Genomic DNA, 24,884 nt, shown 5'->3' on the forward strand with positions numbered 1-24,884 from the left:
GTCGAGGCTTGTTCATACCATGACCGAGGTTCAGCCCAAGCCCTGGTTCGTTTATCTGGTGCGCGCTGCCAATGGAGCCCTCTATTGTGGCATCAGCGACGACGCGCAGCGGCGTTTTGCCGAGCATCAGCGTGGGCGGGGCGCTCGGTTCTTTCACTCCAGTCCGGCGCAGGCGCTGGTCTATGTCGAGGCCTGTGCCAGCAAGGGCGACGCGCTGCGTCGGGAAATCGCCATCAAGCGGCTGAACAAGCCGGCCAAGGAGCGACTGGTGAGCCTGGCTGGCCCCGTCGTGTGAATGACGACCTAATCAGCCGGTAGGCTCGATCGAGCGGAGCGTCTAAGCTGGTGCTCTTCCAACGGGGCCAAGCCTCGATCTCGACACCATCTGGCGGAGCCTGTCATGCACGAGCTGATTCTGCACCACTATCCCACCTCGCCCTTTGCCGAAAAGGCGCGCCTGATGTTGGGGTTCAAGCAGCTTTCCTGGCGTTCGGTGATGATTCCCCCGGTCATGCCAAAGCCCGATCTGACGGCCCTGACCGGCGGCTATCGACGCACGCCGGTACTACAGGTCGGCGCCGACATCTATTGCGACACTGCCTTGATCGCGCGTCGCCTGGACGCGGAGAAGGCCACGCCGGCACTGTTCCCCGAAGGGCAGGAGTTCAATGCAGCGACACTTGCCCAATGGGCTGATTCGGTGCTCTTCCTGAATGCCGTAAGTCTGGTATTTCAGCCTGAATCCATGGCGTTGCGCTTCGCTCAGGTGCCCAAGGAATTCGTCCAGGCCTTCAGCAAGGATCGCGCTCAGCTATTTGCCAATGGCTCGGTGAGCCGCATATCGCTGGAGCAGGCGAAGAACGAGTGGCCGGCCCTGATGGCGCGACTGCAACAGCAGCTAGCGCGTGAGGACGGCGAATTCCTGTTTGGCGCAGCACCCTCGGTGGCCGATTTTGCCGTTGCGCATTGCCTGTGGTTTCTGCGTGCGACGCCGGTTACCGCGCCGCTGGTGGACGACTATCCCGAGGTCCATGTCTGGCTGGGCAAGGTGCTCGGCGTTGGGCATGGCTCGAGCAGCGAGCTCTCCTCGGAAGACGCGCTGCGCATTGCGCGTGAGGCTGAGCCAGCCCCTGTGCCGGACGAGATTTTTACCGACCCCAACGGTTTTCAGGAAGGACAGCAGGTGGCTATCGCCGCAGTGGACTACGGCGCTGATCCGGTCGAGGGTGAGCTGGTATTTGCCGGCGCCGAAGAACTGATCCTGCGCCGCACCGATGATCGTGCTGGCGTCGTGCAGGTGCATTTTCCGCGCATCGGCTATCGCATCGAGTCGCGCTAGGTACCGCTGTCAGTGCGGCGCCGGTAACGCTGGGCTGCGTAGCTTGGGTTGCTCTGCGGCAAGGTCGCGAAAATAGGCGATGCGCTCATAGCATAAGGTGAGTTCACCGCTGACTCGATTGAACCAGGCATCGGGGGCGCCGCAGGTACTCATGCGCAAAACCAGGTCGCGGGGTAGGTCGAAGGCGGCACTGGCCTTGGCCGCGACTGCTTCGAGCTCACCGCTGGCGCGGATCTTTTCGAGCAGCTCGGCGCCACCAGGGAGGTGGCCGGGCGGCGTATCGTAGATGACTTGAATGCGGTGTTGCACAGGCTGTTCGCTCGTGCGCCCGAAGTGCTCGCGAAACCATTGCACGGCGTGGGCTACCTGTTCGTACTCCTCGGGACAGTACAACGCCCGCTCTACCGGCAGGCCACTGACCTCCAGCACCCAGTCCAACCGGTCCGGATCGCTACCGTAGGCCAGGCAGGCAATGTTGTAGAAGCGCTGGGCATCCAGCGCGTGGCTGTCCCAGACAGGCACTTGTGCACCACTGCGTTCCGCGTTTTGCCATTCCAGGCGCCAGTAATCAGCGACGTCCATCAGCTTGGCGTAGAAATCGTCGCGGTGTTGTTCCTCTTGCAGTAGAAACAGGCCCATGAAACCGAGGTGGTCGGCGGCATCCTCTTCGCGCCCGAGCACCGGCAGCTGCAACTCGCTGATCAGCAGATGCCCCATCTCGTGCATCAGGGTGAATTCGGCGTTGGCGACCGTGAAGCGGACCTCGTCCACTGACAGTTCCGGCGCTGTTTCGCCTTGCTGCGCTTGCGCCAGCAGCGGCAGAAGCAGCAGCGGCAACAGAGCGAAGCGCTTCATGGCGTGCTGTCCAGATCGGCATGGGTGAATGGCGCCGGCCGCGTCGGCCAGTCGAGTGCCAGACGCTCGAACTCCCGGGCGAGCAGGCTGGCCACGAGCAGGTCGCGCAGCCAGCGACGGTCGGCCGGTATCACGTGCCAGGGCGCTTCGCGGCTGTGACTTTTACTCAGAACATCAGCCCACAGCGCCTGTTGCTGAGCGAAATTGCGGTGGTCCCGCAGATCACCAAGGGTCAGCTTCCAGCGTTTTTCGGGCTGCTCCAGGCGACGGTGCAGGCGCTGTTTTTGCTCACCGGCGGAGAGCTGCAGATAACACTTGAGCGGGTGGATGCCAGCGACCGGCAGCCCGCGTTCAAAAGCCTGGATTGCTGCCTCGCGGTGCGGAATGTCGGCAGGCGAGCACAGACCGTCGCGCAGATCGCTAACCAACGCTTCGTAGTAGCTGCGATTGAATACCCCGAGCATGCCGGGCGCCGGCAGCCGCTCCCGGTAGCGCCAGAGGAAGTCGTGACGGCGTTCATTCTCGCTGGGCGCCTGGAAGCTGTGCGGCGACAGCCCCAGCGGGTCCAGGCCGCCCAGCACGCGGCGGATCACGCCGTTCTTGCCGGAGCAGTCCGGCCCCTGCAGCACGAGCAACAAGGCGTCGTGGCGGTTGGCCCAGAACATGGTCTGCTGCACCCGCAGCCATTCCTTCAGGCTTGCCAGCTGCGCTTGGGCCTGTGCTTTTTCCAGGCCGTAGCAGCGTGCCGGATCGCGCGCCAGCGGCGCCGCCGGGTCGCACAGGCAGTCATCGAGAATGGCGTCTGCCAGGCGCATGGCGCGGTCAGTCCTTGCGCCGCTTGAGCTGGTCCTTCAGTTGGGTCGGCAGCTGGCGGATGATCAGCATGTCACGCGCCTCGTCGTACTCGACCTTCGAGCCCAGCAGATGTGACTCGAAGCTGATCGACAGCCCTTCGGCGCGTCCGGTGAAGCGCTGAAACTGGTTGAGCGTGCGCTTGTCGGCAGGAATTTCCGGCGACAGGCCGTAATCCTTGTTGCGGATATGCTCGTAGAAGGCGCGCGGACGTTCTTCGTCGATGACTCCGGAGAGCTCCTCCAGCGACATCGGTTCGCCGATCTTCGCCTGGCTGCTGGCGTAGCCGACCAGCGCGCTGGTCTTCTCCCGCGCTTTTTCTTCGGGCAGGTCCTCGCTTTCGACGTAGTCGCTGAAGGCCTTGAGCAGCGTGCGCGTCTCGCCCGGGCCATCGACGCCTTCCTGGCAGCCGATGAAGTCGCGGAAGTACTCGGACACCTTCTTGCCGTTCTTGCCCTTGATGAAGGAGATGTACTGCTTGGACTGCTTGTTGTTCTGCCACTCGGAGATATTGATTCGCGTCGCCAGGTGCAGCTGGCCGAGGTCGAGGTGCCGGGCTTCGGTGACGTCCAGCGAGTCGGTAACGGTGACGCCGTTGCTGTGGTGCAGCAGGGCGATGGCCAGGTAATCGGTCATGCCCTGCTGGTAGTGGGCGAACAGCACGTGGCCGCCGGTGGACAGGTTGGATTCCTCCATCAGCTTCTGCAGATGCTCGACCGCCTGACGGCTGAACACGGTGAAGTCCTGATTGCCTTCCATGTACTGCGCGAGCCAGCCGCTGAACGGATAGGCGCCGGACTCCTCGTGGAAGAAGCCCCAGGCCTTGCCCTGCTTGGCGTTGTAGCTCTCGTTGAGATCGGCCAGCAGGTTCTCGATGGCCTGGGAATTGCCCAGCTCCGAGTCACGGGCATGGAGCACGGCGGGGGTGCCGTCCGGCTTTTTCTCGATCAGATGGACGATGCAGTGGCGGATGGGCATGGCGGTCTCACGGCTGGAATGCAACAGGTTGGGCAGTTTACCCGAGAGCGGGCAGCGCGTGCCTGTGACTCGAGGCGGCAGCGGGACGCCGGGCAATGGCGAAGCTGCTGCAACCGTTCGTCTGGCGGAATCGATGTGTATCAAGGACCGCTGGCGGCGTTGGCGTTAGCCTGCCGTACGCAAGGTGCATCATGGGAGCGGCAAGATGAGCGGAGCCTGGGATTGGTTGGGGGTGGTACGTGGACGTTTTTTGCTGCTTACGCTGAGCTGCGTGGCGCTCGGCCTGGCCTTGGCCGCCCGGCAATCGGTCGCGATTTCCATCATGGACGCGTTGCTGGTACTGCTCGGCGCGCTGGCTGCCCATGCCGCGGTCAACGCGCTGAACGAATGGAGCGATTACCGCAGCGGCCTCGACCTGCAGACCCGTCGCACCGCGTTCAGCGGCGGTAGTGGCACCTTGCTGGCGCATCCGCACTTGCTTGGCCGCACGCTCCTTCTCGGTCTCGGCAGCCTGCTGTCCTGCGCGCTGATCGGCCTGTTTTTTCTGCTGCGCCAACCGCAGCTGTTGTTCAGTCTGGCGCCCGTTGGACTGACGGGCTTGCTGCTGGTGCTGCTGTACACGCCCTGGCTGACCCATCATCCCTGGCTGTGCCTGTTTGCACCGGGCCTGGGCTTCGCGCTTATGGTGTTGGGTACGCGCATCGTTCTCGGCGGCCCGCCGTCCCTGGGTGATCTGGTGCTGATCCTGCCGCCACTGCTGCTGTGCAATAACCTGCTGTTGCTCGGTCAGTTTCCCGACATCGAGGCCGATCGCGCCGTCGGCCGGCACACCCTGCCCATGCACATCGGAGTCACAAAGGCCTTGCGCGTGGCGCTTGCGCAGTGGCTACTGGCGTACGGGGTGCTGTTGGCTGTACTGCCGCAGTCCGGTCTGGCCGGCGCCGCTCTAGGACTGTTGAGCCTGCCGTTTGCCCTGTGGGCGGCGTGGTTGCTGCGTCGCGAACCGCTGCAGGCGCAACGGCTGCTGCCGGCGCTGGGGCTGAACGCCGCGATCAGCGTAGCGACGCCCTTGCTGATGGCTGTAGGGCTGCTGGCGCTATAGCGTTCCGCCAGAGCGCCGCTTCGCCTCTATAGGTAGCTCGGAGCGGAAACATGGGGTGACGAAAGAAAGGCTTAACTGAGTAAACTGGTCGCCTTTCTTCGAGGAACGACACCCATGACCGCTGTATGGCGCAACTCTGCCTGGATTCTCGCCGGTGGCTCGCTGATCCTCGCGATCTCGTTGGGTGTGCGCCACGGTTTTGGTTTGTTCCTGCCGCTCATGAGCGCCGAATTTGGCTGGGGCCGTGAGGTTTTCGCGTTCGCCATAGCCATACAGAACCTGATCTGGGGGCTGGTACAACCGGTCACTGGCGCGCTGGCCGATCGCTTCGGCGTGGCTCGTGCGGTGCTGATCGGCGGCATTCTCTACGCCGTGGGCCTGGCGCTGATGGCGGTGTCCGATTCGCCGACGACGCTGACGCTGAGTGCCGGGCTGCTGATCGGGCTGGGGCTGTCAGGTACCTCGTTCTCGGTCATCCTCGGTGCGGTCGGGCGCGCCGTGCCACCGGAAAAACGCAGCATGGCGATGGGCATCGCCAGCGCCGCGGGCTCCTTTGGTCAGTTCATCATGCTGCCGGGCAGCCTCGGCCTCATCGAGTGGTTGGGCTGGTCTTCGGCGTTGCTGGCGCTGGGCTTGCTGGTCGCGCTGATCGTGCCGCTCGCCAGGATGATGCGCAGCCCCGCGCAGGCTCCCGCGGCGCCTGGTACGCACCAGTCGCTCGGCGAGGCGTTGCGCGAGGCCGCCGGGCATTCCGGATTCCGCCTGCTGGCGCTTGGCTTTTTCGTCTGCGGCTTTCAGGTGGTGTTCATCGGTCTGCATCTGCCGGCCTACCTGGTCGATCAGCACCTGCCGGCTCAGGTCGGTACCACGGTGCTGGCGCTGGTCGGGCTGTTCAACGTCGTCGGCACTTATACCGCCGGTTGGCTGGGCGGCTGCTATTCGAAACCGAAGCTGCTCGCCGGGCTGTATCTGATCCGCGGGGTGGTGATCAGTATCTTCCTACTGGCGCCGTTGAGCGTCTGGAGTGCCTACGCGTTCGGCATCGCCATGGGGCTGCTGTGGCTGTCCACGGTACCGCTGACCAACGGTACCGTGGCGACCATGTTCGGCGTGCGCAATCTGTCGATGCTCGGCGGCATCGCTTTTCTCTTCCATCAGCTGGGTTCGTTCTTTGGCGGCTGGCTGGGCGGCTGGCTGTACGACCGTACCGGCAGCTACGACCTGGTCTGGCAGATCGCAATCGCACTGAGTTTGATGGCGGCGGTGCTCAACTGGCCGATTCGTGAACAGCCGGTCGATCGCTTGCGCGAGGCGCAGGCCAATTGATGAAACCACTCTGGCTCGCTATCGCAGGTGCATTGCTGCTGGGCTTGCTGGCTCTTGCCTGGTGGGGCTGGCAACGCGGGGGCCTGGCGCTGTTGCAGATGGGGCTAGGTACCTGCTGATTGCTGCCTTTTCCAAGGCAGATCTGCCTTCGTCAGCGGTGCTTCTGCCGGTGCCAGTTCGGGTTGGCGGTGCGGCATTAGTGACGACGAACGTGAGGGAATCAATTCGGAATTCGTTGCTCCAACAGCGAAGCGGCGTAGAAGAAGTTAAGAGCAAATCGCTGGTTCTTAACGGCAACCTAACGGTATTTTTGCGTGCACGCCCGCGAACAGGCGGCGGCCTGGGACTGATGTCCGAAGGCAGGGCTGTCGCATAACCGTCATCAACAGTTGGTAAATACCTGCGGCACGCAGTTAATGGAGCAAGAAGCAATGTCCACCCTCACCGAACTCGCCCAGCAAATCGCCCAGCTCTATCCGTTGAAGGACAAGCGCGTAGGCAAGCGTTATCGCGTGGTAGGCGAGCTGGCCGGTATGACCGAACTGGAAGAGATCAATGGCGAGCCGCGCTACATCCAGACCATGGCGCTAAAGAACAAGCAACTTTGGGATGTCGCGATCTGAGCGACGCGTGGCGGCCCTGTGTAGCGCCGTGCGTCACATGCGCGGCCAGCGCTCAGTCCGCCAGTTCGCCTGTTCGGTTTCGCTAAGGTAGGACCAGGCGACGAAGCGACTTTTCTTCTGCCCCTGGGCCATGTCCAGGGTGCGTATCTGTCGAGCACCCAAGCGCTTGAGCCGCGTCACCAGCGGCGCCACGTTGGCGCCCTTCGACACGAGTGTGCTGAACCAGTACACCTGTCCGGCGAACAGGACGCTTTCCTCTGCCATGCGGGCGATGAAGGCCGCCTCACCACCCTCGCACCAAAGTTCTGCCGCCTGCCCGCCGAAATTGAGCGCGGGCAGCTTGCGGCTTGGGTCGAGCTTGCCGAGATTACGCCACTTGCGCTGGCTGCCACTGCTGGCCTCGGCCTGCGACGCATGGAAAGGCGGGTTGCATAGCGTCAGGTCGAAGTGATCCTCCGGCAGCACCAGGCCCTTGAAGATCTGCTTCGGCACTGTCTGTTGCCGCAGGTCGATGGCCTTGGCGAGGCCGTTGGCCGAAATGATGGTGCGCGCCGAGGCCAGCGCAGTGGCATCGATGTCGCTCCCGGTGAAGTGCCAGCCATATTCCCGGTTGCCGATCAGCGGGTATATGCAGTTGGCGCCGGTGCCGATGTCGAGCGCGCGGATGGCGCTGCCGCGGGGTATCGAGCGATCTTCGTCCTGGCCGAGGAGGTCGGCCAGGCCGTGCATGTAGTCGGCCCGCCCTGGCACCGGCGGACACAGATAGCCCGGTGGAATATCCCAGTGCTTGATGCCATAGAACTGCCGGAGCAGCGCGCGATTAAAAACTCTCACCGCCTCCGGGTTGGCAAAATCGATGCTCTGTTTGCCGTAGGGATTGACGATGACGTGCTCGGCCAGCTCCGGGCAGCCGGCGATTAGCGCCGGGAAATCGTAGCGGCCGGTGTGGCGGTTGCGCGGGTGTAGCACAGCTTTGCCGGGTTCAGCGCGGCCTGGCTGCGGGGAGGAGGGCGAGGGTTTGCGCGGCATTTGATCAGCGGGACGTTGGCGGCTGGGGTGCGCATTGTCCCACATCCGCTGCCCGTGGATAGGTCGCGATGCTAACGGCGGCGCGGCACCATCAGCATCCATAGCAGCCCCCACAGCAGGGCCCCGGCGCCAAGCCAGAATGCGCTGTGCAGGCTGCCGCCCATCCCCATCCAGATGCTCGTCAGCCACGGCGCGGCGAGCTGGGTCAGTCCGTAGAGTGCGATCAACGCTGCCGACAGCCGCGGGCCCTGGTGCGGGTGTAGCGTGCGCGCCAGACGCTGGGTCAGCAGCACGGTGCCGAGGAAGGTGCCGCCTACCAGCACTGCGCAGAGCAGGATACCGACGGCACCGGGCAGCAGCAGCGCGGCCAGCACCCCTAGCAGCTGGGTCAGATAGCTCAGGCGCAGGGCGATGTCATCGCCCATGCGTACGCCCAGCCGATTCCACAGCCAGGGCGACGGCAGCGTCGCCAGCGCCACCACCAGCCAGCTGCCACCGATCAGGAAGTCGCCGGGTTCCACCTGCAGGCGCGCAACCATCGGCAGGAAAGTCATTGGCAGGATGTAGCCCATTCCGGCACCGGCGTACGAGAGAAACAGCGGTGTGCTGGAGCGATCGAGCAGCTTGCCGCTGGGTGGCTCCTGCGCAGGATGGCTCTTTTCCTCGTCAGGCATGTCCAGCCGTGACAGCTGTCGCCAGCCCCACCAGGCCAGCGGTATTGATAGCAGCGCCGCCGGCCACCAGCGTTCGGCGCCCTGAAGGAAGCCATCGCTCAGGCTGACCAGCAGGCTGGAGATGATCAGGCCGACGCAGACACCGAGATAGACCAGGCCGCTGGAGGAAGCCCGCTGCTGACGTGCCAGCCACTCAAGGATCAGCGAAGGCGCCTGAACGAACACCAAGCCGTTGCTGATGCCGTTGGCCAGTCGCAGCGCGGCGAGGGTGTCTGCCGATTCGGCCTGGGTCTGCAGCAGGGCGCTCAGCACGTGTAGTGCCAGCGCCCAGGGCAGACAACGGCGGATCTGCGCAACGTGATGCCAGCGTACCGCCAGCAGTGCGCCGATCAGGTAGCCGAGGTAGTTCCAGCTGGCGATGCTGGCGCCTTGCTGCACGCTGAGCAGGCCGTCTTCCACCAGCCAGGGCAGCAGCGGGGTATAGACGAAGCGGCCGAGGCCATGAACGACCAACAATAGAACGGCACCGGCCAGCAGGACCGGAAACAGGGCGACACGCTGAGGCATGGAGTCTGTTCTTTTTAGAATGAGAGCTGGAGCTTAACGGCTGGACCTTTCTGCCGCCATGCCACTTTTCGACCGCCGTCAGCGCTCAGACGCTTCACTTGTCGCGTGCACTCAAAGCGGAAACAGCAGCGGCACCAGCAGCACGGAGACGACCATGACCAGCGCGGTGAACGGCACGCCAACACGCAGGAAGTCAGCGAAGCGGTATTGCCCAGGGCCAAGCACCAGGGTATTCACCGGCGAGGAGATAGGCGTCATGAATGCCGCAGAGGCAGCCAGCGCGACGATCATGGCGAACGGGTAGGGCGATGCGCCCAATTGTTCTGCGGTGGAAAGCGCGACTGGCGCCATCAAGACGGCCGTTGCGGTATTGGAGATGAACAGCCCGATCAGCGCGGTCAGCAGGAACAGACAGGCAAGCAGCGCATGCGGTCCGGCGTCTCCGAGCAGGCCGACCAGCCCCGAGGTGGCCAGGGCGATGCCGCCGGTTTTCTGCAGGGCCAAGGCGAAGGGCAGCATGCCGACGATCAGAACCAGGCTTTGCCAGTGGATCGCCTTGTAAGCACTGTCCATGTCGATGCAGCGAAATAGGCCCATGACCAGGCAACCGATCAGCGCGGCAAGGACGTTGGGCACCAGACCGCTGACCATTAGCCCGACCATCACCGCCAACCCGAGCAGGGCAAAGGGTGCCTGGCTGGCGGCGGGCGCGACGTCGTCTACTTCTGCCGGCAGGCTGAGGACCAGGAAGTCGCGGTTCATGCCCTGCAGGCGGTGGATGTGCTTCCAGCTGCCGGCGACCAGCATGGTGTCGGCTGGCTTGAGCTTTTCGTCCACCAGCAAGCCCTGCAGCGCTTCGCGGTTACGTCGCAGCCCAACGACATTGAGCTTGTGTCGGCTGCGAAAACCCAGTTGCTGGATGGTCTTTCCAGGTAAGCGCGAATCCGGCGGCAGCGCCACTTCGGCCAGACCCAGCTCGCGCCCGTGGACCGCGTAGTAGGAGGTGTTCAGGTGCAGGGGCTCGAGGCCCAGCTCCTGATAGGCCCCGAGCAGCCCGATGGCGGGGCTGGCCAGGTCCACCAGCAGCACATCGCCGACGAACAGTTCAGTATTCCCGGTGGCGATCAGCAGGAGGTTGCGAAAGCGGTCATGGCGCTCAACAGCAATCACGTTGATGCCGTACTGGGTGCGCAGTTGCAGCTCGTCCAGCGCCTGGTTGGCGAGTACCGATCCCGGCAATACCCGCAGTCGCCGCTCGCGCTCGTCCAGCCGGTACTTTCGGGCCAGATCCGCGAGGGTGTGGCGATGCTCCACGGTCTCGCTGCGTTTGTCGTTTCCCAGCCAGCGCCTTGCGAGCAGCATGTAGCCGACACCGAGCAGCAGAATGGCCAGGCCGATCGGTGTGAAATCGAAGAAGGCGAAACCGTCCAGGCCTGAGCGCCGCAGTTCGCTGTTGACCACCAGATTCGGCGGCGTTGCGACCAATGTCAGCATGCCGCTGATCAGGCCGGCGAATGCCAATGGCATCATCAGGCGCCGTGGCGATACTTTCATGCGATTGGCGATGCCGAGCACCACAGGAATGAAGATCGCCACTACGCCCGTTGAGCTCATCACCGAGCCGAGCCCCGCGACGGCCAGCATCAGCAGAATCAACAGGCGGGTTTCACTGCTGCCGGCAGCACGCATCAGCCAGTCACCCAGGCGATAGGCGATGCCGGTGCGCACCAGGCCATCGCCGATGACGAAGAGGGCGGCGATCAATACCACGCTGGGGTCGCTGAAGCCGGCTAACGCCTCCTGCACGCTGAGCACACCGGTGAGCGGCAGGGCGATCATGGCAAGCACTGCCACGACGTCCATGCGCGGCTTGTTCAGCACGAACAAGCAGACGCAGCCCGCCAGCAGGGCCAGTACCAGCAGCAGTTCACTGCTCATGGCTGATCAGGGGTATTCAAGAATGGATTTGATACGGGGCAGATTGCGCTCGATCCAGCTCTTGTCGATGGCGCCCCAGTCGCGGATGGCATAGTGGCCTGCGTTGTGCCGCTCACCGTCGTCTTGCTCGAAGGAGCATTCGATGTCCAGATCCGCAAGGGCGGCCAGGGTGTCCTGGGCGGTGCGCCTTGGCATACCGGTCGCTGCCATCAGCGCCGGAACGCTGCTGGCAGTGCCGCTGTCGATCAGCCAGGCGACGTAGAGTCGGCGGTAAAAGCTGGTTTTGGTCTTGCTGACGGTCATGCGGGGTCCCTGGTCAGGTCGTCTGATGCCTTTGGGCAACAACGACCTGACCGGGCAGTAGGCTCAACGCAGGGCGAGCATGCCGACGTAGGTCGCTGCGCCAGCAGTGTAACCGAGGAACGCCAGCAGGCTGACGCGCTTGATGTACCAGGTGAAACTGATCTTTTCCATGCCCATGGCTGCAACGCCGGCAGCCGAGCCGATGATCAGCGTGCTACCGCCGGTACCCGCGCAATAAGCGAGCATTTCCCAGAAATTGCCGTCGACGACGAACTGGGACATCCAGCCGAGCTCCTCTACGGCAGTTCCAGCAAGCATCTTCTCGCTGACCAGCGGATACATCTTCATCGCACCGGCCACCAGCGGCACGTTATCGACCACCGCGGACAACAGGCCGATGGCGTAGTTGATCGCATAGATATGGCCAAGCGACTCGCGCAGTGCGGTGGCGACCTGGGTCAGATGGCCAGCGGTGGCCAGTGCAGAAACCGCCAGCAGGATGCCGAGGAAGAACAGTACGCTGGGTGTGTCGACCTTGCGCAGTACGCCGACCACCGAAAGTGGGTGCTTGTCCTCGTCATTCTTGTTGCGATGGATGAACTCGGTCGTTACCCAAAGAACACCAAGGCCGAAGAGGATGCCCATGTATGGAGGTAGGTGAGTCACCGTCTTGAACACCGGGACGAACAACAGGGCGCCCAGACCGAGGCTCAGAACCAGATTGCGCTCGAAGTTGCTGGTGGCCGGTGGGTGCTTCTCGGCCAGGTGAGCCCGAGCGCGCGGACGCGGAGCTTCACCGCGCAGGGTGAAGCTGAGGATGGTCAGCGGCACCAGCAGGCAGACCAGGCTCGGCAGGAACAAGCCGGTGATAACGCCGGATGCGGTGATCTGACCGCCGATCCAGAGCATGGTGGTGGTCACGTCTCCGATCGGCGACCAGGCGCCACCGGCGTTGGCCGCGATGACCACCACGCCGACATACAGCCAGCGCTCGGGACGACCGCGGATCAGCTTGCGCAGCAGAGAAACCATGACGATGGTGGTGGTCAGGTTGTCCAGCGCGGCGGAGAGGAAGAAGGTCAGGAAGCCGATGATCCACAACAGATGGACACGCTTGCGTGTCTGGATGCGGTCGGTGATGACCTTGAAGCCTTCGTGGGAGTCGATCAGCTCGACGATGGTCATCGCACCGAGCAGGAAGAAGAGGATCTCCGACACTTCGCCCAGGTGATGGCGCAGTGCTTCGACCACTACGGCGGAGGAATCTGCCGGGTCATGCGTGCCGGGTTGCAGCAGCGGAAGAATCTGGTCGGCGCCCAGCACCAGAATGGTCCAGGTCAGCACCGCAGTCAGAATCGCTGCTGCGGCCTTGTCTATTTTCAGGGGATGTTCAAAGGCTATGCATAGATAGCCCAAGACGAACACTACAGCCATGAGTGCATACATCGGAGGGACTCCATTTTGAGAAACCGGACCGGCCCTTCGGACTGTCGAAACAGGCTCGGTAGTTGGCAGGCTCAAAATGGCGGTGGGCTTTGCGAGTGAAACAAGTCAGAAGCCGTATACGGAGAGATGACTACTTGCGCGTAACGGCTGTGCATACGGCTGCCCGGTAGAGGGCGCTGTGGTGCGGGGCTTGCTTCATGTCGTACAGCTTCTGCATTGGCTCGGCCTGCCAATTGCTATCAGGATTTTGTAGGCGGCATATTGTACGTCAGGTGTCGGTAATAACTTGTCACTAATCAAGAGCGATTCAAACAGACTTGGGGCTTTGGCTAGCCGGAAGGCATTTCAGGACGTGAGCTGTGACAGTTGCGCCTGCAGCCAGGCAAAGCGGACGTGCTCCTGTTCTAGGCGTACACAGTGGTTTGGCTGGCCATCGGTTTCCAGTCTGTCATGGCGCAGATCGTCATAAAGGGCGTGTTCGGATTCGTGTAGATGCGGCAGGTCATGTAGGCAGCGCTTGTCCGCTTGTTCGCATCCCCATAACGAACGATGCTGTAGCAGGGTGTCGCGATCCATCAGTAACGACTGGGTATGCGGCAGGTGCGCGCGAAGGCGAGCGAGGATGGCGAAACCATGGGTGTCGATGTCGCCCCAGTAATGAAGTGGTTGATCGCGCAGCCAGTGGATGTCGGCGAGTCGGTCCAGCGCATAGCCTTGGCCAAACAGGATGGCGCTGCCAGGGTGCATTGGGAAGGAGAGGAAATTGATCTCGTTCTCGGTGACGAATACCCGTCGCAACGGCAGATGCAGAGCGCTCAGTTGTTTGACTGGAAGCTCCAGGTCGTTCAGCTCGTCTATATACAAGGTCGGATCGAGCAGGCGCATGCGGGCACGAATGGGCTTTTCGCGCAGGCCGTAACGACGCTCGAAGAAGCGTGTACCACGGGCCTCCAGGTTTAGGCTGGCTTCGGGCAGGATTAGGTCGAGCAGCTCGCCGAGCAGCCCGCGGTGTTGCTCGATGAATTTGGTGTCCACACCGGGAATGTCCAGTTGGCGCAGGTACAGGCCGCAGTTGGGATGGTTCTGGAACCAGGTCAGCACCGCCAGCACTTTGGACCAGTGTTCGGCCTGCTCCAGGGCGCGCAACGGGTAGCGCGACAGCCAGAGTTGCAGCTCGGGAAAGTGCTCAAGACTGATCTGTACCAGGCTGTTGAAACGCTCGCTATCACGACGTTTGCCGAGCCAGGCCAGCGCGTCGTCGAGGTCATTTATCCAGGCCAGGACGGGTACCTGATTGCGGCCCAACTGGCGGTGATTGATGTTCTTCCATTCCAGCCGGTAGTAGTGGGCGTCGTTCTGCAACTGGCGAATCCACTGGCAAACCAGGGTGTAATGCTCGGTCAGCTCGATACTGCCGGGCCTTTTCAGCTTCAGCGCCATTGGAAAGACCGGCTCCTCGCCGAGCTTGGCACGCAGCAGCACGCCTTGATCCCACAGGCGTTGCACTTGGGCGCGGAGGTTGGCGGAGCTGGTCCAGGCCATCTGTTCTATTTGTGCTCGAACCGTAGGAAGTCTGCCAGCCTGCGTGCCTCCATGACTTCGTCATGGGGAACGAGCAGATATTTCCACGGCTTGCTTCCGACCGTCATGGCATAGTCCGAGGCATGTTGGCACCAGCGTATGGCCGCAGCGGCTTTGGCTTGCACTTCTGCGGTGTCGATATCGTCACGCGCTTTGGTTTCCACCATCAGAATGACCGAGTCAGTCTCTGCGATGAAGTCGGGAATGTATTCAGGTTGTTCGCTACCGAGCTTGTAGTAGATCTGGAATTGGCCTTTGGCCGGTTTGAACCATTTATCTGCATCGCGTTCAAGGATCACCGAGAAGCGGCGTTCGGTATCCGAATCGAACTTTTGCAAGGTGTATAGGCAGCGGGAAAAACCACCAAACAGCATTTGTTTGATGCGGCTGCGATCTGCCACGGTTTCCCGATAGTTGTGCGCTGTTTGGCCAACGGTGGCGGTGTAGTTGCAAGGCTTCAGCCCGGTGAAGCCTCGGCTGACCTGCACTTCGTACTCAGTAGCATGTTCCCAGAAGTGCGCCACCATCTGTGCGTGTATTTCTCGCGCAATTAGCTTGCGCTCACGATCCAGGACATCACGGGCTTCTTCTTCGCTCAGGTAACCCATGAGATGAGCGACCATCTGACCTGCCAGGTCGTAGAGCAGCTCGGCATGGCTGAAGTAATCGATATCATCGAAATCGACCAAGGCATGGACGATGTAATCCTCCAGGCGTGCCTCCTTGAGGCCAGCCTTGGCCGCCAAGGTGAACTGCTCATTGGTGCGCAGCATCTGGCCCACGATTTCTCGCGCGCTCGGTTGCAAGTGCAGCCCTGTTACATCCAGCTTGAATGGATGAAAGCCGGTAGAAACTTCACCTTTGGGCACTACCGCGATACGCGGTATATCGATGCTCTGGTTCACCACGATTTCCGTGGTTGTGGCGATAACAGCGGCTAGGTCGATGGTGGGTTCATCGGTCAGCAGCGTCCCTTGAGTGGGTTTCAGTAGCTCTTGCACCTCGGCTAGGATTTCCTGGCGTATCTCTGGCCTGAGCAAGGCTGCGGTGGTGGGTACTTGTTCTCGCCTGATTTCATATCGACCGATCACTTCCAGAACTTTCTGTGCGGCTTGGCGTTCCGCCTCCGAGGTAAATACCGGAGGTGGCGTAAAGATAGCGGAAGCGTCCTCAATATCGCGCTCGGGGAGTGAAACCACAGGCGCATCCGCCAGTCCTAGTTGAGCCATCAGCCCAGACTCGACTTGTACGCTGACTTTTCTCTCCTCGCTTCCGGGGGCGTCGAGGATGATTCTTTGCAGGCGGATCGGAGAGTCTGCCCGGTTGGTATCGTCGATGATTTCCTGGAAGCGGTCATGGGCAATGATGTTGAGCCGGTCAACTGCCGCCACACCGGTACGTTTACCGTAGGGCAAGCGCAAACCTCGGCCAATGGATTGCTCTACCAAGGTGCGGGCATTGGCGGCACGCAGAGGGACTATGGTGTAGAGGTTGGTCACGTCCCAGCCTTCCTTGAGCATGTTGACGTGGATGACGATCTCGGTCGGTTCCTCCACGCTTTCCACGCTCAGCAGGCGGCTGATCATTTCCTCTTCGTCCTTGCCGGTCTTGCTGGAGTCCACCTGGATTACCTTGCCGGCATAGCGCCCGTCGAATAGCTCGTTCTCCAGGCGGTTCAGCAGTTGCGAGGCATGGCTGGTGTCCCGGGCGATGACCAGCATGAAGGGCTTGACCAGCTTGACTGCATTTTCCCGGGCGTAGGTGAGTAGTTCCACCTTGGTGGTTTCATGCAGGCGGATACCATCTTCGAGCTTGATGCGTTCGATTTCGTCCAGGCTATGGTCACGCGCATCGAAGCCACGTTGGGTCACCACGGCGGGTTCCTTGACGAAGCCGTCTTCCATCGCCCGCGCCAGTGAATAGTCCATCACCACGTTCTTGAACGGCACCGGACCGCGTGTTGATTCCACGAACGGCGTTGCCGTGACTTCCAAACCAAACAAAGGCTTTAGCTCGTTGATCGAACGCACCCCGGCGCTGGCCCGGTAGCGGTGAGACTCGTCCATCAATAGAACCAGATCATCCAGCCCGGCGAGATGGTTGAAGTAGCTGTCGCCCAAGACCTCGCGCATGCGCTTGATCCGGGGTTCCTTGCCGCCGCGTACCTCGGAATTGATCTTCGAGATGTTGAAGATATTGACGCGAACCTCACCAAATAGCTCGCCAGCAGTGATGTTCTGCTGCTCGTAGTTATCACCGGTGATGACCCGTGGGGCATTGATTGAAAACTCGCCAATGCCTTTGAAAACATACTTTGCCGTGTTCGGCGTGAAATCCGTAATCAGCTTGTTATAAATCGTCAGATTCGGTGCCAGCACGAAGAAATTATTGATGCCATGCGCCAGGTGCAAGTAGGCGATAAAAGCCCCCATCAGCCGCGTTTTGCCCACGCCTGTGGCCAGGGCGAAGCAAAGGGAAGGGAACTCCCGCTCGAAATCTTCAAAGCCAGGGGCCTTGTCGGCGAAGGCCGCCTGCAAACTGGACAAAACCGCGGAAAGATCTCGTTCGTGTCCCAACATTTCCGGTGCGGTTTCGAGCGCCAGAGCCAGGCGGGAAAGCGACTCCGACTGCGGTGGTCGTAGTGACAGGCGACCGCTGACATGATGCAGAGTCCGGGCAAGCAGGCTCATGCTGGTATCTCCTTGTCCGGCACTGAGGCGGCGTAGATGGTCAAGCGCAGTTCCATATCGGCAATGTTCTCGAATACCGGCCTGATGCCAGATAGTTGCTCGCTTTCATGCAGGATCACATCCACCCCTGAGCCTCGTCGATCCATTAAATATTCACGTCCCAAGCCTTGCTCCCGAACCGGGTAGTAGCGGGCGAACAGGCTGGAAATCACCTCGTTGCGCGGCATGGACATCGCCCGCATCGCTTCGACCGTCATCGAGTTGAGCAGGGCACCTGGCGAGTAAAGTTCCAGACGATCCGCGAACAGATGCAAGCGAATGCGTCCGCCCCAGATCGAGTAGTCGCGATGGGCAACTGCATTGACCACGGCCTCGAAGACCGCGCGCAAGCTGTATTGCGGATAGTCCACACGACCCATCTCCTTGCGGGCAGGTACGCGCATATGCAGCCGGACAAAATCGAAGGCATCCCAGATCTGTTGATTCAGAGGGCCGTCGAAGTCCTTGGCGTCTACTTGTTCGTGGGGGTCGTTGTGGATGCCGCTGTAGGCTACGGCCTGGATATAGGCCGAAGGCAACCATTTGCTTGGCTTGATGGTGCACAGCAACGCACCGGCGACACTCAGGCGCTGCACGCCCTCATCATCAGCTGTCAGATGCAGACGTTGCAGCTGCCGGCCCGCATCTCCTTCGCCATCCCGGAGGAAGGCCTGAATCAGCAGGGGGTCGGCCTGTTCCAGGGTGGTGCCGGAGACCACTTGCTCGTCGAAGCGAATCAGCCGTGCTTGGCTGCGCTGCTGGAACAGTCGGGCAAGCACATCGGGCATCATCTCGCGCTTGGCATGCGCCACTCGTTTGAAATAACCATTCGGGCTTTTATGCACCATCAGGCTGCGTGGCACAGTGACGATGATGACCGGTTGCAATTGTCCGGTGTCATCGGGCAGCTCAATGTGTTGGGTAGCAATATCCAGAGGTGGTTGAATGCGGGTTTGGCAAATCTCGGCCAACCACTGCTCCACGGTGTTCAGCGCTGCATAGGCAATACCCAGCACCTGCCGGGTTTTGTCGTCCACGCCCAGGATCAGGGTGCCACCCTGAGCATTGCCCATGGCGGCCAATTCATCGGCCAGGCTATCGGGGTGTGGACCTTCTATTTTTGTTGTGCTGCGCAGGACCACGCGCTTGAGCTCTAGGGTGGAGTCCTCGCCGAGGCGAATTCTGTTCAGCCAATCATCGACGGTCATGGCTGCCCCTCCAGGTCTTGCAGAATGCGCTTGTAGCGCTGGCGGAAGGCTTCTTCCCCGCCCTCCATGACGCGGCAAATATCCTGACGCACGCTGCGTTCCTGCAAACCACCCGCTGAGGCCAGGTTGATCTGTCCGTTGAAGTCCATGGTCATAACCAGTTCGGCATCGGCATTCACCACGATATTGGCGTTATGGGTGACCACCACCAGTTGCCGGTGCTGCTTGTTCCTGCGCAGTTGTTCCACCACCAGGTCTGATACCAGGGCATTGTCCAGATCGTCTTCCGGCTGGTCGAGCAGCAGTGGCTCGTCGCCATGAACAAGCAAGAAGGACAGCATTGCGGCGGTTTTCTGACCGGCGGATGCCAAGTGAATATTCTTATAGGCGGAGCCCTTTCTAGGCCGATATTCCAGGGTCACCTCGTCCTCCGGAAACCAGCAGGTCAACTCGTCGAAGACTTCGTTGGGCAGCGCCTCGATACGGCGAACCAATTCGGCGCGGAAGCGGCTGTTGAGGACCGTGGCGTCATGGCGTTTTTCGCTCATCTCCTCCAGCGTCTGTTTGAGTTCGGCCAGTCGGCCTGAGATCAGTTGCGGGTCATCGACGTCGATCACATCCCAGAGCACGCCACTCTTGCTGTCGTCCTCACCCTCTTGCCAGATCGCAGCGGCAAAGTTTTCACCGTTGCCCAGCCGCAGTATTTCCCGGAAGCGGCCAACTTCGCTTCTGCTGCTGGCCATACCGCGAAGGATGACCTTGAGCATGTCGTTCTGGGCGAATAATTGCTGGGTAAAGGTTTCGCGTAGCTGTGTAAGGTCTTCGCGACAGTGTGCCAATGCCTGAGCGGCATCCATGGCTGTTTGTTCCGCTTGCATCAACTCGACTTCAAACGCCTTGATCTGTTCCAGTTGTTTGCGCAAACGCTCTTCTGTGGCCACGGCGGCCGCGGCTTCACGGGCGCTATTGATGCCTTCGGCTTTCAGGCGCTCGGTTTCTAGCTGATAAGCCTGAATATGCGTGTGGTTTTCCTGTTGCCAGGCGCTTGCAGCCTGGGTGGCTTGGGCATCGGTCAGCAGACTGCGCATCTGCGCTACTATCACTGCGACCTGCTCGTAGCGTTTGACCAGTTCGCTCTTCAAGGTCAGAGCGCTGTCACGGGCGGCGATCTCGGCTGGGGTTTCGGCGAGGAACTGCGCCAGTTCGGTACCGGCCAGGTTGGCAGCCTGATCCAGTCCTGTTTGCAACCGTGCTACATCGTCCGCCAGCAACAGGTGGAAGTCTTCCATGGCCCGTTGCTGCTGGCTGGCACGCTGGTAGGCTTTGAGCAGGTGGCCGAAGTTGGCGTTGGCAAACACTCGGGCCTTACGGCTGGCGTCTTTGTATTCCAGCTCCAGCGCGGGTTTCTTCTCCAGCTCCTTCTTCAGTGTACGCACGCGCAGGCGGGCGGCGAGCAGGGTGGATTTCTTCTCGTCGAACTGCTCCTGCCAGGCAGCTTTCTGCTCACGGATGGAGTCGTCGATGGTTTCCAGCAATGCCTGCGGGTTATTGGCCAGGGCCAATACCTGTTTCTGGCTGAAAATCTTGATGGGGAAGGCGGCACGGGCCTGATTTTCGTCCAGCCCGGTTTCCTGCCAGCTACCTTCGTCCCAACGCCAGACGTGGGTGGTGAAGCGACCGTCGGCTTGTCGGCTCCAAACGTATTTCAGCCGTTCGCTGGACTCCCCCTGCCCCTTGATCACCTCGGCGCTGATGCAGGTGTCCGGCAGCATCATGCCCGGCTTGTCGCGCTGACTGTACTGGCGTTGGAAGCCGTCGAAGGTTTTCCAGATTTCGGAGTCTTCGCCCAGTTTTCTGAGTTCGTTATCTCGGGCCATGGCCAGGCGCAGACATTCCAACGCTGTCGATTTACCGCTGCCACGGCCACCGATGATGGCGTTGTAGGCGGGGTTGAACGGCAGGTGCAGCGGCCCCTGACCATTGCGCCGTAGATGCATATTTTCCAGCGTGACTGAAATGATCCACTGAGCAGGAAGAGGCTGAGGCTCGCTGGGCTCGCTGGGCTCTTGGTCGCTTCGGCAGATGGCAGATTCCGGGTCGAGCAGAGCCAGGCGCAGGCCTTCCAGGTTGGGGGTGGACATCTTGACCCAGGTGTAACCGCGACCGATTTCCTTGGGCTTGTGGCTATCGGAGCCGAGTACCCAGGCCAGGTGCTCCAAGGCACTTTTGTATTGCTGGACGCTGGCTGCATTCGGGTCAATGACCTCTACCGCATCAAGCAAGGGCAGCAGTTGTTGCAGGGTATAGTGGTCGGTAACAGCAGTCAGCAGTCCCTTAGACTGATCGATATGGGCGGCGCAGGCAATGCCGCCAGCCTGGTGAATTTCGCCGATTACATCCGCCACGCTGAGCCGGGTCACGCCATCGCTGTCACCGGGAGTGCCCAGGAACTTGACGCCGCCGCGGATGGCCTCGATGTCCGCTGCGCTCTTTTCTGGGCCAAGGATGACCTTTAGATGCACGCCGCCATGGCAGGACAGCTCCATGCCTGGGAACAGGAAAAACTCCTCCCAAGTGGGATCTTCCTGGCGCAACTCGGTCAGGGTTGCCTTCAGGCGGTCGATCCATTCCCCGGTGTTGTGGTCGGTCACCGCGACGCACTGAATGCCGGCATCCCGATAGTCCTGCAACCATTGGCGCGGACTGATGCCCTTGTCGCCCCGGTAGTCCAGGGAGGCTGGCGTGTGGTTATGAAAGTCGAACTTCCACCAGCGAGAGCCGGGGTAGTTGTGCTCGCTCATGCCTCATCCTCCGCGAACAGCCCACCTTGGCCTGGCGCTACTTGGGCCTTTTTCTTTCTATCGACTGCCTGCGGCTGGGGTGCGGGTTCGGCTGTCGGTTTATCGAACATGGGTAGGGCGGCCACGTTCAGACTGTAATCGTCGTGGCCCCATTCGCAGCGGGCCAGGACCATTTTCGGGATTTTCTTCAAGGTCAGGTTCGGCCAGCGCTCGGCGGCCTGTTCGCTGCCGATGCCATGGAAGGCCGCACAGCAGACCAGTAGCGAACGTTCGCTGCCGACTTCATCGGCCAGCCCCTGAAGGCGTTCGGCGGACAAATTTTGCGTGGTGACGCAGATAAAATCCCGTTCGCTGGAATGACCATGCTGCCACCAGAGGGTTTCCGAGGGCGCATAGGTAAAGCCCTCCAGCTTGCACAGGGCCTCGGCAAGCTGCGCGGCGTTGTACTCGCGGTTGATAATCCAGTTGCCCCAGCGATCTTTTTCCAGCAGGGAAGGTGCCAGGCTGTAATAGCGGAAACCGCCACCGCCTTGCCAATTTGCTGCCTTAGTGATGCCACCTGAGTCTTCACCATCGATGACTTTTTTCAGGCGCGGAATAATATGGGTATGACAGTGTTCGCCCAGCTCGACCATGATCCAGCGACGACCCATTTTATGGGCGACAGCGCCAGTGGTGCCGGAGCCTCCGAAGGAGTCGAGGACTAAGTCGCCGGGGTTGGTCGAAATTGTGAAGGCTCTATGTACTAGTTCTTCTGGCTTTGGAGTAGAAAAGGGTTCAATTCCAAGCAGTAATTTTCGTAAGTGGTCTCTTTTTGCGGATTGATTTGATCCAACTTCAGATGCAGGCCACCAGGTTTTAGGAACAAAGCCAGATTGCACTTCAGAAAGATAGCTTTTAATTATCGGTAAGCGGTCGCCATCTTTTCCATAATAAACACGTCCCTCAGCCTGTGCTTGCTTCAATGTACTCTCGGAAAATCTCCAGTAATTTCCCGGCGGGGGGGTAGTCCAGCGGCCAGATGGAAGAAGAACGGGAAACCGATTTTTCTCAGAACCACTCTTGGCTGTGCTGCATGCTCCTTGCAGCCATGGTCCTCTTGGGTCGTCGTCGTTATTCTTGTAACGATCATTGTTTGCTTCTTCGCGAGGTAGAAGGTTTCTGTTTTTTCTCCAAATATCAAAATTCTTTGCGTATAAAAGGATATGGTCATGAGCGCCAGAGATAACTGCATCGTTATGACGCGCTTGATCTTTTTCCCAGGCAATTGATGAGACGAAATTTCTTCTCCCAAAAATTTCATCACACAAAATTTTTAGATAGTGCGCTTCGTTATCATCAATCGTGATCCATAACGAGCCTTCCTCGGAGAGTAAGTGCCAAATGACCTCCAGCCGATCCCGCATCAGTCCCAGCCAGATCGAGTGCTCCAATCCATCGTCGTAATGGGTAAAGGCGCTACCCGTGTTATACGGCGGATCAATAAATACGCACTTAACCTTGCCGGTAAACTCCTGCTCCAGCGCCTTCAGCGCAAGCAGGTTGTCACCAAAGATCAGGCGGTTATCGAACTGGTCGTTATCCGTTACCCGGTGCCCGGCGTGATAAGACTTGCTCGGGTCTTCCAGCAGGATGCGCGGCTCCAGCTTGGGGCGCTTGTCCTTGCCGATCCAGGTAAGTTCGAGTTTCTGCTTGCTCATGGGTATTCCCGGGCCGGCTGATTGAGCGCGGCCATCAATAGACGCTTGATGGTTTGACAATCGCTCTTGTTTACGAACAGGCTGCGCGCCTGTTTACCCCACTGCCGGGCCTGGACGACCTCGGCCAGTTTAAGGGCGGCATTGTCGAGTTCGAGTGATAGACGCTGCAGGTCTTCTTCGCTTAGCGTCAGATCGACGCCATTATGCAATTCGGTGCGCACGAACAGTACATGCAGCAGCAACCAACTGCCGTGGCGCAGTATTTCCTGCACGGGTAGCGTGTCAGGAGGGAGCGTTACCGGATCGGATTCGGTTCTGGCGCGTTCGCTCATGTGGCTTTTGACAAAACGGCTGACCTGTACCGCGCGCCAGATGCTGCGGGCGGTAAGCGAGTCGATGAACAGCCGCTCATAGGCTGGAAACTGAACTCCGCTTTGGTTGGAAACCAGGCTGCTACGGGTGAACAGTTTTCTCCGTTCTGACTTGGCCATCACCACGAAGTCCACCCAATCCCTGTCGGGCAGAGTGCAGGCCAGTGCCGGAGCGGCTTCCTGGATGCTGAACACCGTGGCGGAGGGTAGAGGGTCCTCGTCGCCCTGCTTGATGAGGTAGTCGATGCCCTGCAGCTTCAGTGTTCGTTGCCAGAGTGCCTGACGCTCGTCCAGGGCGGCGAAGTCTTCCAGTTCGACCGCATTCTGGCGGTTGCGCGATTGGGTTACCTGATCGCCGAAACCGTACGGTGCGTTTTCCAGGCAGATAAAGGTCGCCAACACTTCGACCGGATGGGTGACATAGTGCCCCGGTTCTTCCCGGGCGATGACGCCGACGGTTTGCGCGCCGTTGATGATCGACAGGCCGGATACGCGGAAGCACCCTTCCTGCCGATGTGGATCGCGTGGATAGCCCTCGCGGATTGACTCGCAGAGAAAAGTCACGCCGTTATTGAAGTAGAAGAAGTGTTCGGCGCTCTGCTTGAGCGTTTCGGCCAGGCCGTCGTTGACGCTGGTCGAGCCCTTGAAACGACGAATATTACGCTCCACCAGGTTCGCGCCGTGGCGCCGCGATAGCGCTGCCAACTGGTTCGCCGACAGTCTGCCGTAGAACGCGCGGTAAGGGGCGGTAATGCAGCCGTAGTCCTGCAGAACGACCTCTTCCTCAATGGGCTGCGGGGCATGGTTGGCCAGCAATAGGCCGTGCAGAGAGCTCAGGCCATAGGTGGAACACTGCAGGAAGCCGGAATGGGTGCCGTTGAAGGCACGCTCCAGGTCGCCGAATATCTGGCGGCGATCATCCGATACGGCACTCCCAGAGTGGGCGAGGATGACCCGGACTCGGCTGCGATCCATATCCAGTGCCTGCTTGATCGGGATTTCCTTGCTGCGTAATGCGGCATTGAAGCGTTCCAGTCTGCCGCGCAGTAGGTCGGTCACGCCGTCGCGGAATTTCGACACGTCGCCCAGTATGGGTTCGCCGTGGCCGCTGGTGTGGTATTTGGATTGAACCAGCCATAGAGTCTGGTCGGCGGATACGAACACCGAATCAATGCCATGATCCTGGCCACCGTCGATGCTGGCCGCTGCCGCCTGTTCGGGGGTTGCTCCCGCCTCCGCGCAGAGAACGAATGCTGCGATGGCTTTCGAGCAGAAGTTGCTGCGGCGAGCCGTATCGTTGTGGCCGATACCCGTGATGAGATGTGCGAAGTCCTGATCGAACTTCTGACAGAGTTGCTCCAGCTCCAGCGGACGATACTGAGGAGGCATTATTCGCCTCCCCACACTGGCACTTTGCCGAGCTTGAGCAGGCTGCTCGTTATGCTGAGATGCCCGAGCCCCA

At 60.7% G+C, this 24,884-nt stretch carries 19 protein-coding genes; 5 read left to right on the forward strand and 14 right to left on the reverse strand.

All coding sequences use genetic code 11. The features are described 5' to 3' along the window. The first annotated feature begins 19 nt into the window (after window positions 1-19). Both AAEZ08_RS13785 and AAEZ08_RS13790 read left to right on the forward strand, forming a co-directional pair. On the forward strand, window positions 20-295 hold the full coding sequence (locus tag AAEZ08_RS13785) for a GIY-YIG nuclease family protein (RefSeq protein WP_058065238.1): 276 nt from the start codon (window positions 20-22) through the stop codon (window positions 293-295). A gap of 105 nt (window positions 296-400) precedes the next feature. Then, window positions 401-1,339 (forward strand): glutathione S-transferase family protein, encoded by a 939-nt coding sequence (locus AAEZ08_RS13790; protein WP_500124550.1) that lies wholly within the window; start codon window positions 401-403, stop codon window positions 1,337-1,339. A gap of 9 nt (window positions 1,340-1,348) precedes the next feature. On the opposite strand, the gene AAEZ08_RS13795 is transcribed toward AAEZ08_RS13790, so the two are convergent. Genes AAEZ08_RS13795 through yejK form a run of 3 tightly spaced genes read right to left on the reverse strand, consistent with a single transcriptional unit; the run spans window position 1,349 to window position 4,024 of the window. Continuing rightward, window positions 1,349-2,194, reverse strand: coding sequence for a DUF4344 domain-containing metallopeptidase (locus AAEZ08_RS13795; RefSeq protein ID WP_003284704.1), 846 nt, complete (start codon window positions 2,192-2,194; stop codon window positions 1,349-1,351). After that, on the reverse strand, window positions 2,191-3,009 hold the full coding sequence (locus AAEZ08_RS13800; RefSeq protein ID WP_003284702.1) for a polyphosphate kinase 2 family protein: 819 nt from the start codon (window positions 3,007-3,009) through the stop codon (window positions 2,191-2,193). Before AAEZ08_RS13800 ends, AAEZ08_RS13795 begins: the two co-directional genes overlap by 4 nt. Window positions 3,010-3,016: 7 nt before the next feature. Continuing rightward, window positions 3,017-4,024: a nucleoid-associated protein YejK gene (yejK, locus tag AAEZ08_RS13805; RefSeq protein ID WP_003284701.1), complete on the reverse strand. Its 1,008-nt coding sequence runs from the start codon at window positions 4,022-4,024 to the stop codon at window positions 3,017-3,019. A gap of 205 nt (window positions 4,025-4,229) precedes the next feature. Here yejK and AAEZ08_RS13810 point away from each other — a divergent pair, with 205 nt between their 5' ends. The 3 genes from AAEZ08_RS13810 (at window position 4,230) to AAEZ08_RS13820 (ending at window position 7,075) form a co-directional block, all read left to right on the forward strand. Further along, window positions 4,230-5,126 (forward strand): UbiA family prenyltransferase, encoded by an 897-nt coding sequence (locus tag AAEZ08_RS13810; protein WP_500124551.1) that lies wholly within the window; start codon window positions 4,230-4,232, stop codon window positions 5,124-5,126. Between the two features lie 114 nt (window positions 5,127-5,240). Continuing rightward, window positions 5,241-6,452 (forward strand): MFS transporter, encoded by a 1,212-nt coding sequence (locus tag AAEZ08_RS13815; RefSeq protein ID WP_181067151.1) that lies wholly within the window; start codon window positions 5,241-5,243, stop codon window positions 6,450-6,452. A 431-nt stretch (window positions 6,453-6,883) separates the two neighbouring features. Continuing rightward, window positions 6,884-7,075 (forward strand): hypothetical protein, encoded by a 192-nt coding sequence (locus AAEZ08_RS13820; protein ID WP_003284698.1) that lies wholly within the window; start codon window positions 6,884-6,886, stop codon window positions 7,073-7,075. Window positions 7,076-7,108: 33 nt separating this feature from the next. On the opposite strand, the gene rlmF is transcribed toward AAEZ08_RS13820, so the two are convergent. The 11 genes from rlmF to AAEZ08_RS13875 all read right to left on the reverse strand — a co-directional run bounded on the left by rlmF (window position 7,109) and on the right by AAEZ08_RS13875 (window position 24,811). After that, window positions 7,109-8,104: a 23S rRNA (adenine(1618)-N(6))-methyltransferase RlmF gene (rlmF, locus tag AAEZ08_RS13825; protein WP_058065243.1), complete on the reverse strand. Its 996-nt coding sequence runs from the start codon at window positions 8,102-8,104 to the stop codon at window positions 7,109-7,111. Between the two features lie 71 nt (window positions 8,105-8,175). Further along, window positions 8,176-9,345 carry a YbfB/YjiJ family MFS transporter gene (locus AAEZ08_RS13830; RefSeq protein WP_058065244.1) on the reverse strand — a complete coding sequence of 390 codons (1,170 nt, stop codon included), beginning with the start codon at window positions 9,343-9,345 and terminating at the stop codon, window positions 8,176-8,178. Between the two features lie 111 nt (window positions 9,346-9,456). Further along, window positions 9,457-11,283: an SLC13 family permease gene (locus AAEZ08_RS13835; RefSeq protein WP_483031791.1), complete on the reverse strand. Its 1,827-nt coding sequence runs from the start codon at window positions 11,281-11,283 to the stop codon at window positions 9,457-9,459. Between the two features lie 6 nt (window positions 11,284-11,289). Further along, window positions 11,290-11,586 (reverse strand): winged helix-turn-helix domain-containing protein, encoded by a 297-nt coding sequence (locus AAEZ08_RS13840; protein WP_483031792.1) that lies wholly within the window; start codon window positions 11,584-11,586, stop codon window positions 11,290-11,292. A 63-nt stretch (window positions 11,587-11,649) separates the two neighbouring features. Continuing rightward, window positions 11,650-13,032 (reverse strand): sodium:proton antiporter NhaD, encoded by a 1,383-nt coding sequence (gene nhaD, locus AAEZ08_RS13845; protein ID WP_500124552.1) that lies wholly within the window; start codon window positions 13,030-13,032, stop codon window positions 11,650-11,652. A gap of 345 nt (window positions 13,033-13,377) precedes the next feature. After that, window positions 13,378-14,574 (reverse strand): DUF3322 domain-containing protein, encoded by a 1,197-nt coding sequence (locus AAEZ08_RS13850; RefSeq protein WP_500124553.1) that lies wholly within the window; start codon window positions 14,572-14,574, stop codon window positions 13,378-13,380. Between the two features lie 5 nt (window positions 14,575-14,579). Then, window positions 14,580-17,303, reverse strand: a complete 2,724-nt coding sequence (locus AAEZ08_RS13855) for a DEAD/DEAH box helicase family protein (protein WP_500124554.1) — start codon at window positions 17,301-17,303, stop codon at window positions 14,580-14,582. Next, window positions 17,300-18,550 carry an ATP-binding protein gene (locus tag AAEZ08_RS13860; RefSeq protein ID WP_500124555.1) on the reverse strand — a complete coding sequence of 417 codons (1,251 nt, stop codon included), beginning with the start codon at window positions 18,548-18,550 and terminating at the stop codon, window positions 17,300-17,302. Before AAEZ08_RS13860 ends, AAEZ08_RS13855 begins: the two co-directional genes overlap by 4 nt. After that, window positions 18,547-21,351: a TrlF family AAA-like ATPase gene (locus tag AAEZ08_RS13865; protein ID WP_500124556.1), complete on the reverse strand. Its 2,805-nt coding sequence runs from the start codon at window positions 21,349-21,351 to the stop codon at window positions 18,547-18,549. The genes AAEZ08_RS13860 and AAEZ08_RS13865 overlap by 4 nt, the downstream gene beginning before the upstream one ends. Further along, window positions 21,348-23,051 carry a site-specific DNA-methyltransferase gene (locus AAEZ08_RS13870; protein ID WP_500124557.1) on the reverse strand — a complete coding sequence of 568 codons (1,704 nt, stop codon included), beginning with the start codon at window positions 23,049-23,051 and terminating at the stop codon, window positions 21,348-21,350. Before AAEZ08_RS13870 ends, AAEZ08_RS13865 begins: the two co-directional genes overlap by 4 nt. Then, window positions 23,048-24,811, reverse strand: a complete 1,764-nt coding sequence (locus AAEZ08_RS13875; protein ID WP_500124558.1) for an AIPR family protein — start codon at window positions 24,809-24,811, stop codon at window positions 23,048-23,050. The genes AAEZ08_RS13870 and AAEZ08_RS13875 overlap by 4 nt, the downstream gene beginning before the upstream one ends. Window positions 24,812-24,884: the final 73 nt, after the last annotated feature.

The sequence above is a fragment of the Pseudomonas sp. E45-MNA-CIBAN-0222 genome (assembly GCF_040310405.1).
Lineage (GTDB): Bacteria > Pseudomonadota > Gammaproteobacteria > Pseudomonadales > Pseudomonadaceae > Stutzerimonas > Stutzerimonas stutzeri_AC.

Bases quoted from the DNA above. Each gene is read 5' to 3' on its own strand.
- AAEZ08_RS13860 (WP_500124555.1), bottom strand. From the start codon at position 18,550: ATGACCGTCGATGATTGGCTGAACAGAATTCGCCTCGGCGAGGACTCC.
- AAEZ08_RS13875 (WP_500124558.1), bottom strand. From the start codon at position 24,811: ATGCCTCCTCAGTATCGTCCGCTGGAGCTGGAGCAACTCTGTCAGAAG.
- AAEZ08_RS13790 (WP_500124550.1), top strand. From the start codon at position 401: ATGCACGAGCTGATTCTGCACCACTATCCCACCTCGCCCTTTGCCGAA.
- AAEZ08_RS13850 (WP_500124553.1), bottom strand. From the start codon at position 14,574: ATGGCCTGGACCAGCTCCGCCAACCTCCGCGCCCAAGTGCAACGCCTG.
- AAEZ08_RS13870 (WP_500124557.1), bottom strand. From the start codon at position 23,051: ATGAGCAAGCAGAAACTCGAACTTACCTGGATCGGCAAGGACAAGCGC.
- AAEZ08_RS13830 (WP_058065244.1), bottom strand. From the start codon at position 9,345: ATGCCTCAGCGTGTCGCCCTGTTTCCGGTCCTGCTGGCCGGTGCCGTT.
- AAEZ08_RS13810 (WP_500124551.1), top strand. From the start codon at position 4,230: ATGAGCGGAGCCTGGGATTGGTTGGGGGTGGTACGTGGACGTTTTTTG.
- nhaD (WP_500124552.1), bottom strand. From the start codon at position 13,032: ATGTATGCACTCATGGCTGTAGTGTTCGTCTTGGGCTATCTATGCATA.
- AAEZ08_RS13835 (WP_483031791.1), bottom strand. From the start codon at position 11,283: ATGAGCAGTGAACTGCTGCTGGTACTGGCCCTGCTGGCGGGCTGCGTC.
- AAEZ08_RS13815 (WP_181067151.1), top strand. From the start codon at position 5,241: ATGACCGCTGTATGGCGCAACTCTGCCTGGATTCTCGCCGGTGGCTCG.
- AAEZ08_RS13795 (WP_003284704.1), bottom strand. From the start codon at position 2,194: ATGAAGCGCTTCGCTCTGTTGCCGCTGCTGCTTCTGCCGCTGCTGGCG.
- yejK (WP_003284701.1), bottom strand. From the start codon at position 4,024: ATGCCCATCCGCCACTGCATCGTCCATCTGATCGAGAAAAAGCCGGAC.
- AAEZ08_RS13840 (WP_483031792.1), bottom strand. From the start codon at position 11,586: ATGACCGTCAGCAAGACCAAAACCAGCTTTTACCGCCGACTCTACGTC.
- AAEZ08_RS13865 (WP_500124556.1), bottom strand. From the start codon at position 21,351: ATGAGCGAGCACAACTACCCCGGCTCTCGCTGGTGGAAGTTCGACTTT.
- AAEZ08_RS13820 (WP_003284698.1), top strand. From the start codon at position 6,884: ATGTCCACCCTCACCGAACTCGCCCAGCAAATCGCCCAGCTCTATCCG.
- rlmF (WP_058065243.1), bottom strand. From the start codon at position 8,104: ATGCCGCGCAAACCCTCGCCCTCCTCCCCGCAGCCAGGCCGCGCTGAA.
- AAEZ08_RS13855 (WP_500124554.1), bottom strand. From the start codon at position 17,303: ATGAGCCTGCTTGCCCGGACTCTGCATCATGTCAGCGGTCGCCTGTCA.
- AAEZ08_RS13785 (WP_058065238.1), top strand. From the start codon at position 20: ATGACCGAGGTTCAGCCCAAGCCCTGGTTCGTTTATCTGGTGCGCGCT.
- AAEZ08_RS13800 (WP_003284702.1), bottom strand. From the start codon at position 3,009: ATGCGCCTGGCAGACGCCATTCTCGATGACTGCCTGTGCGACCCGGCG.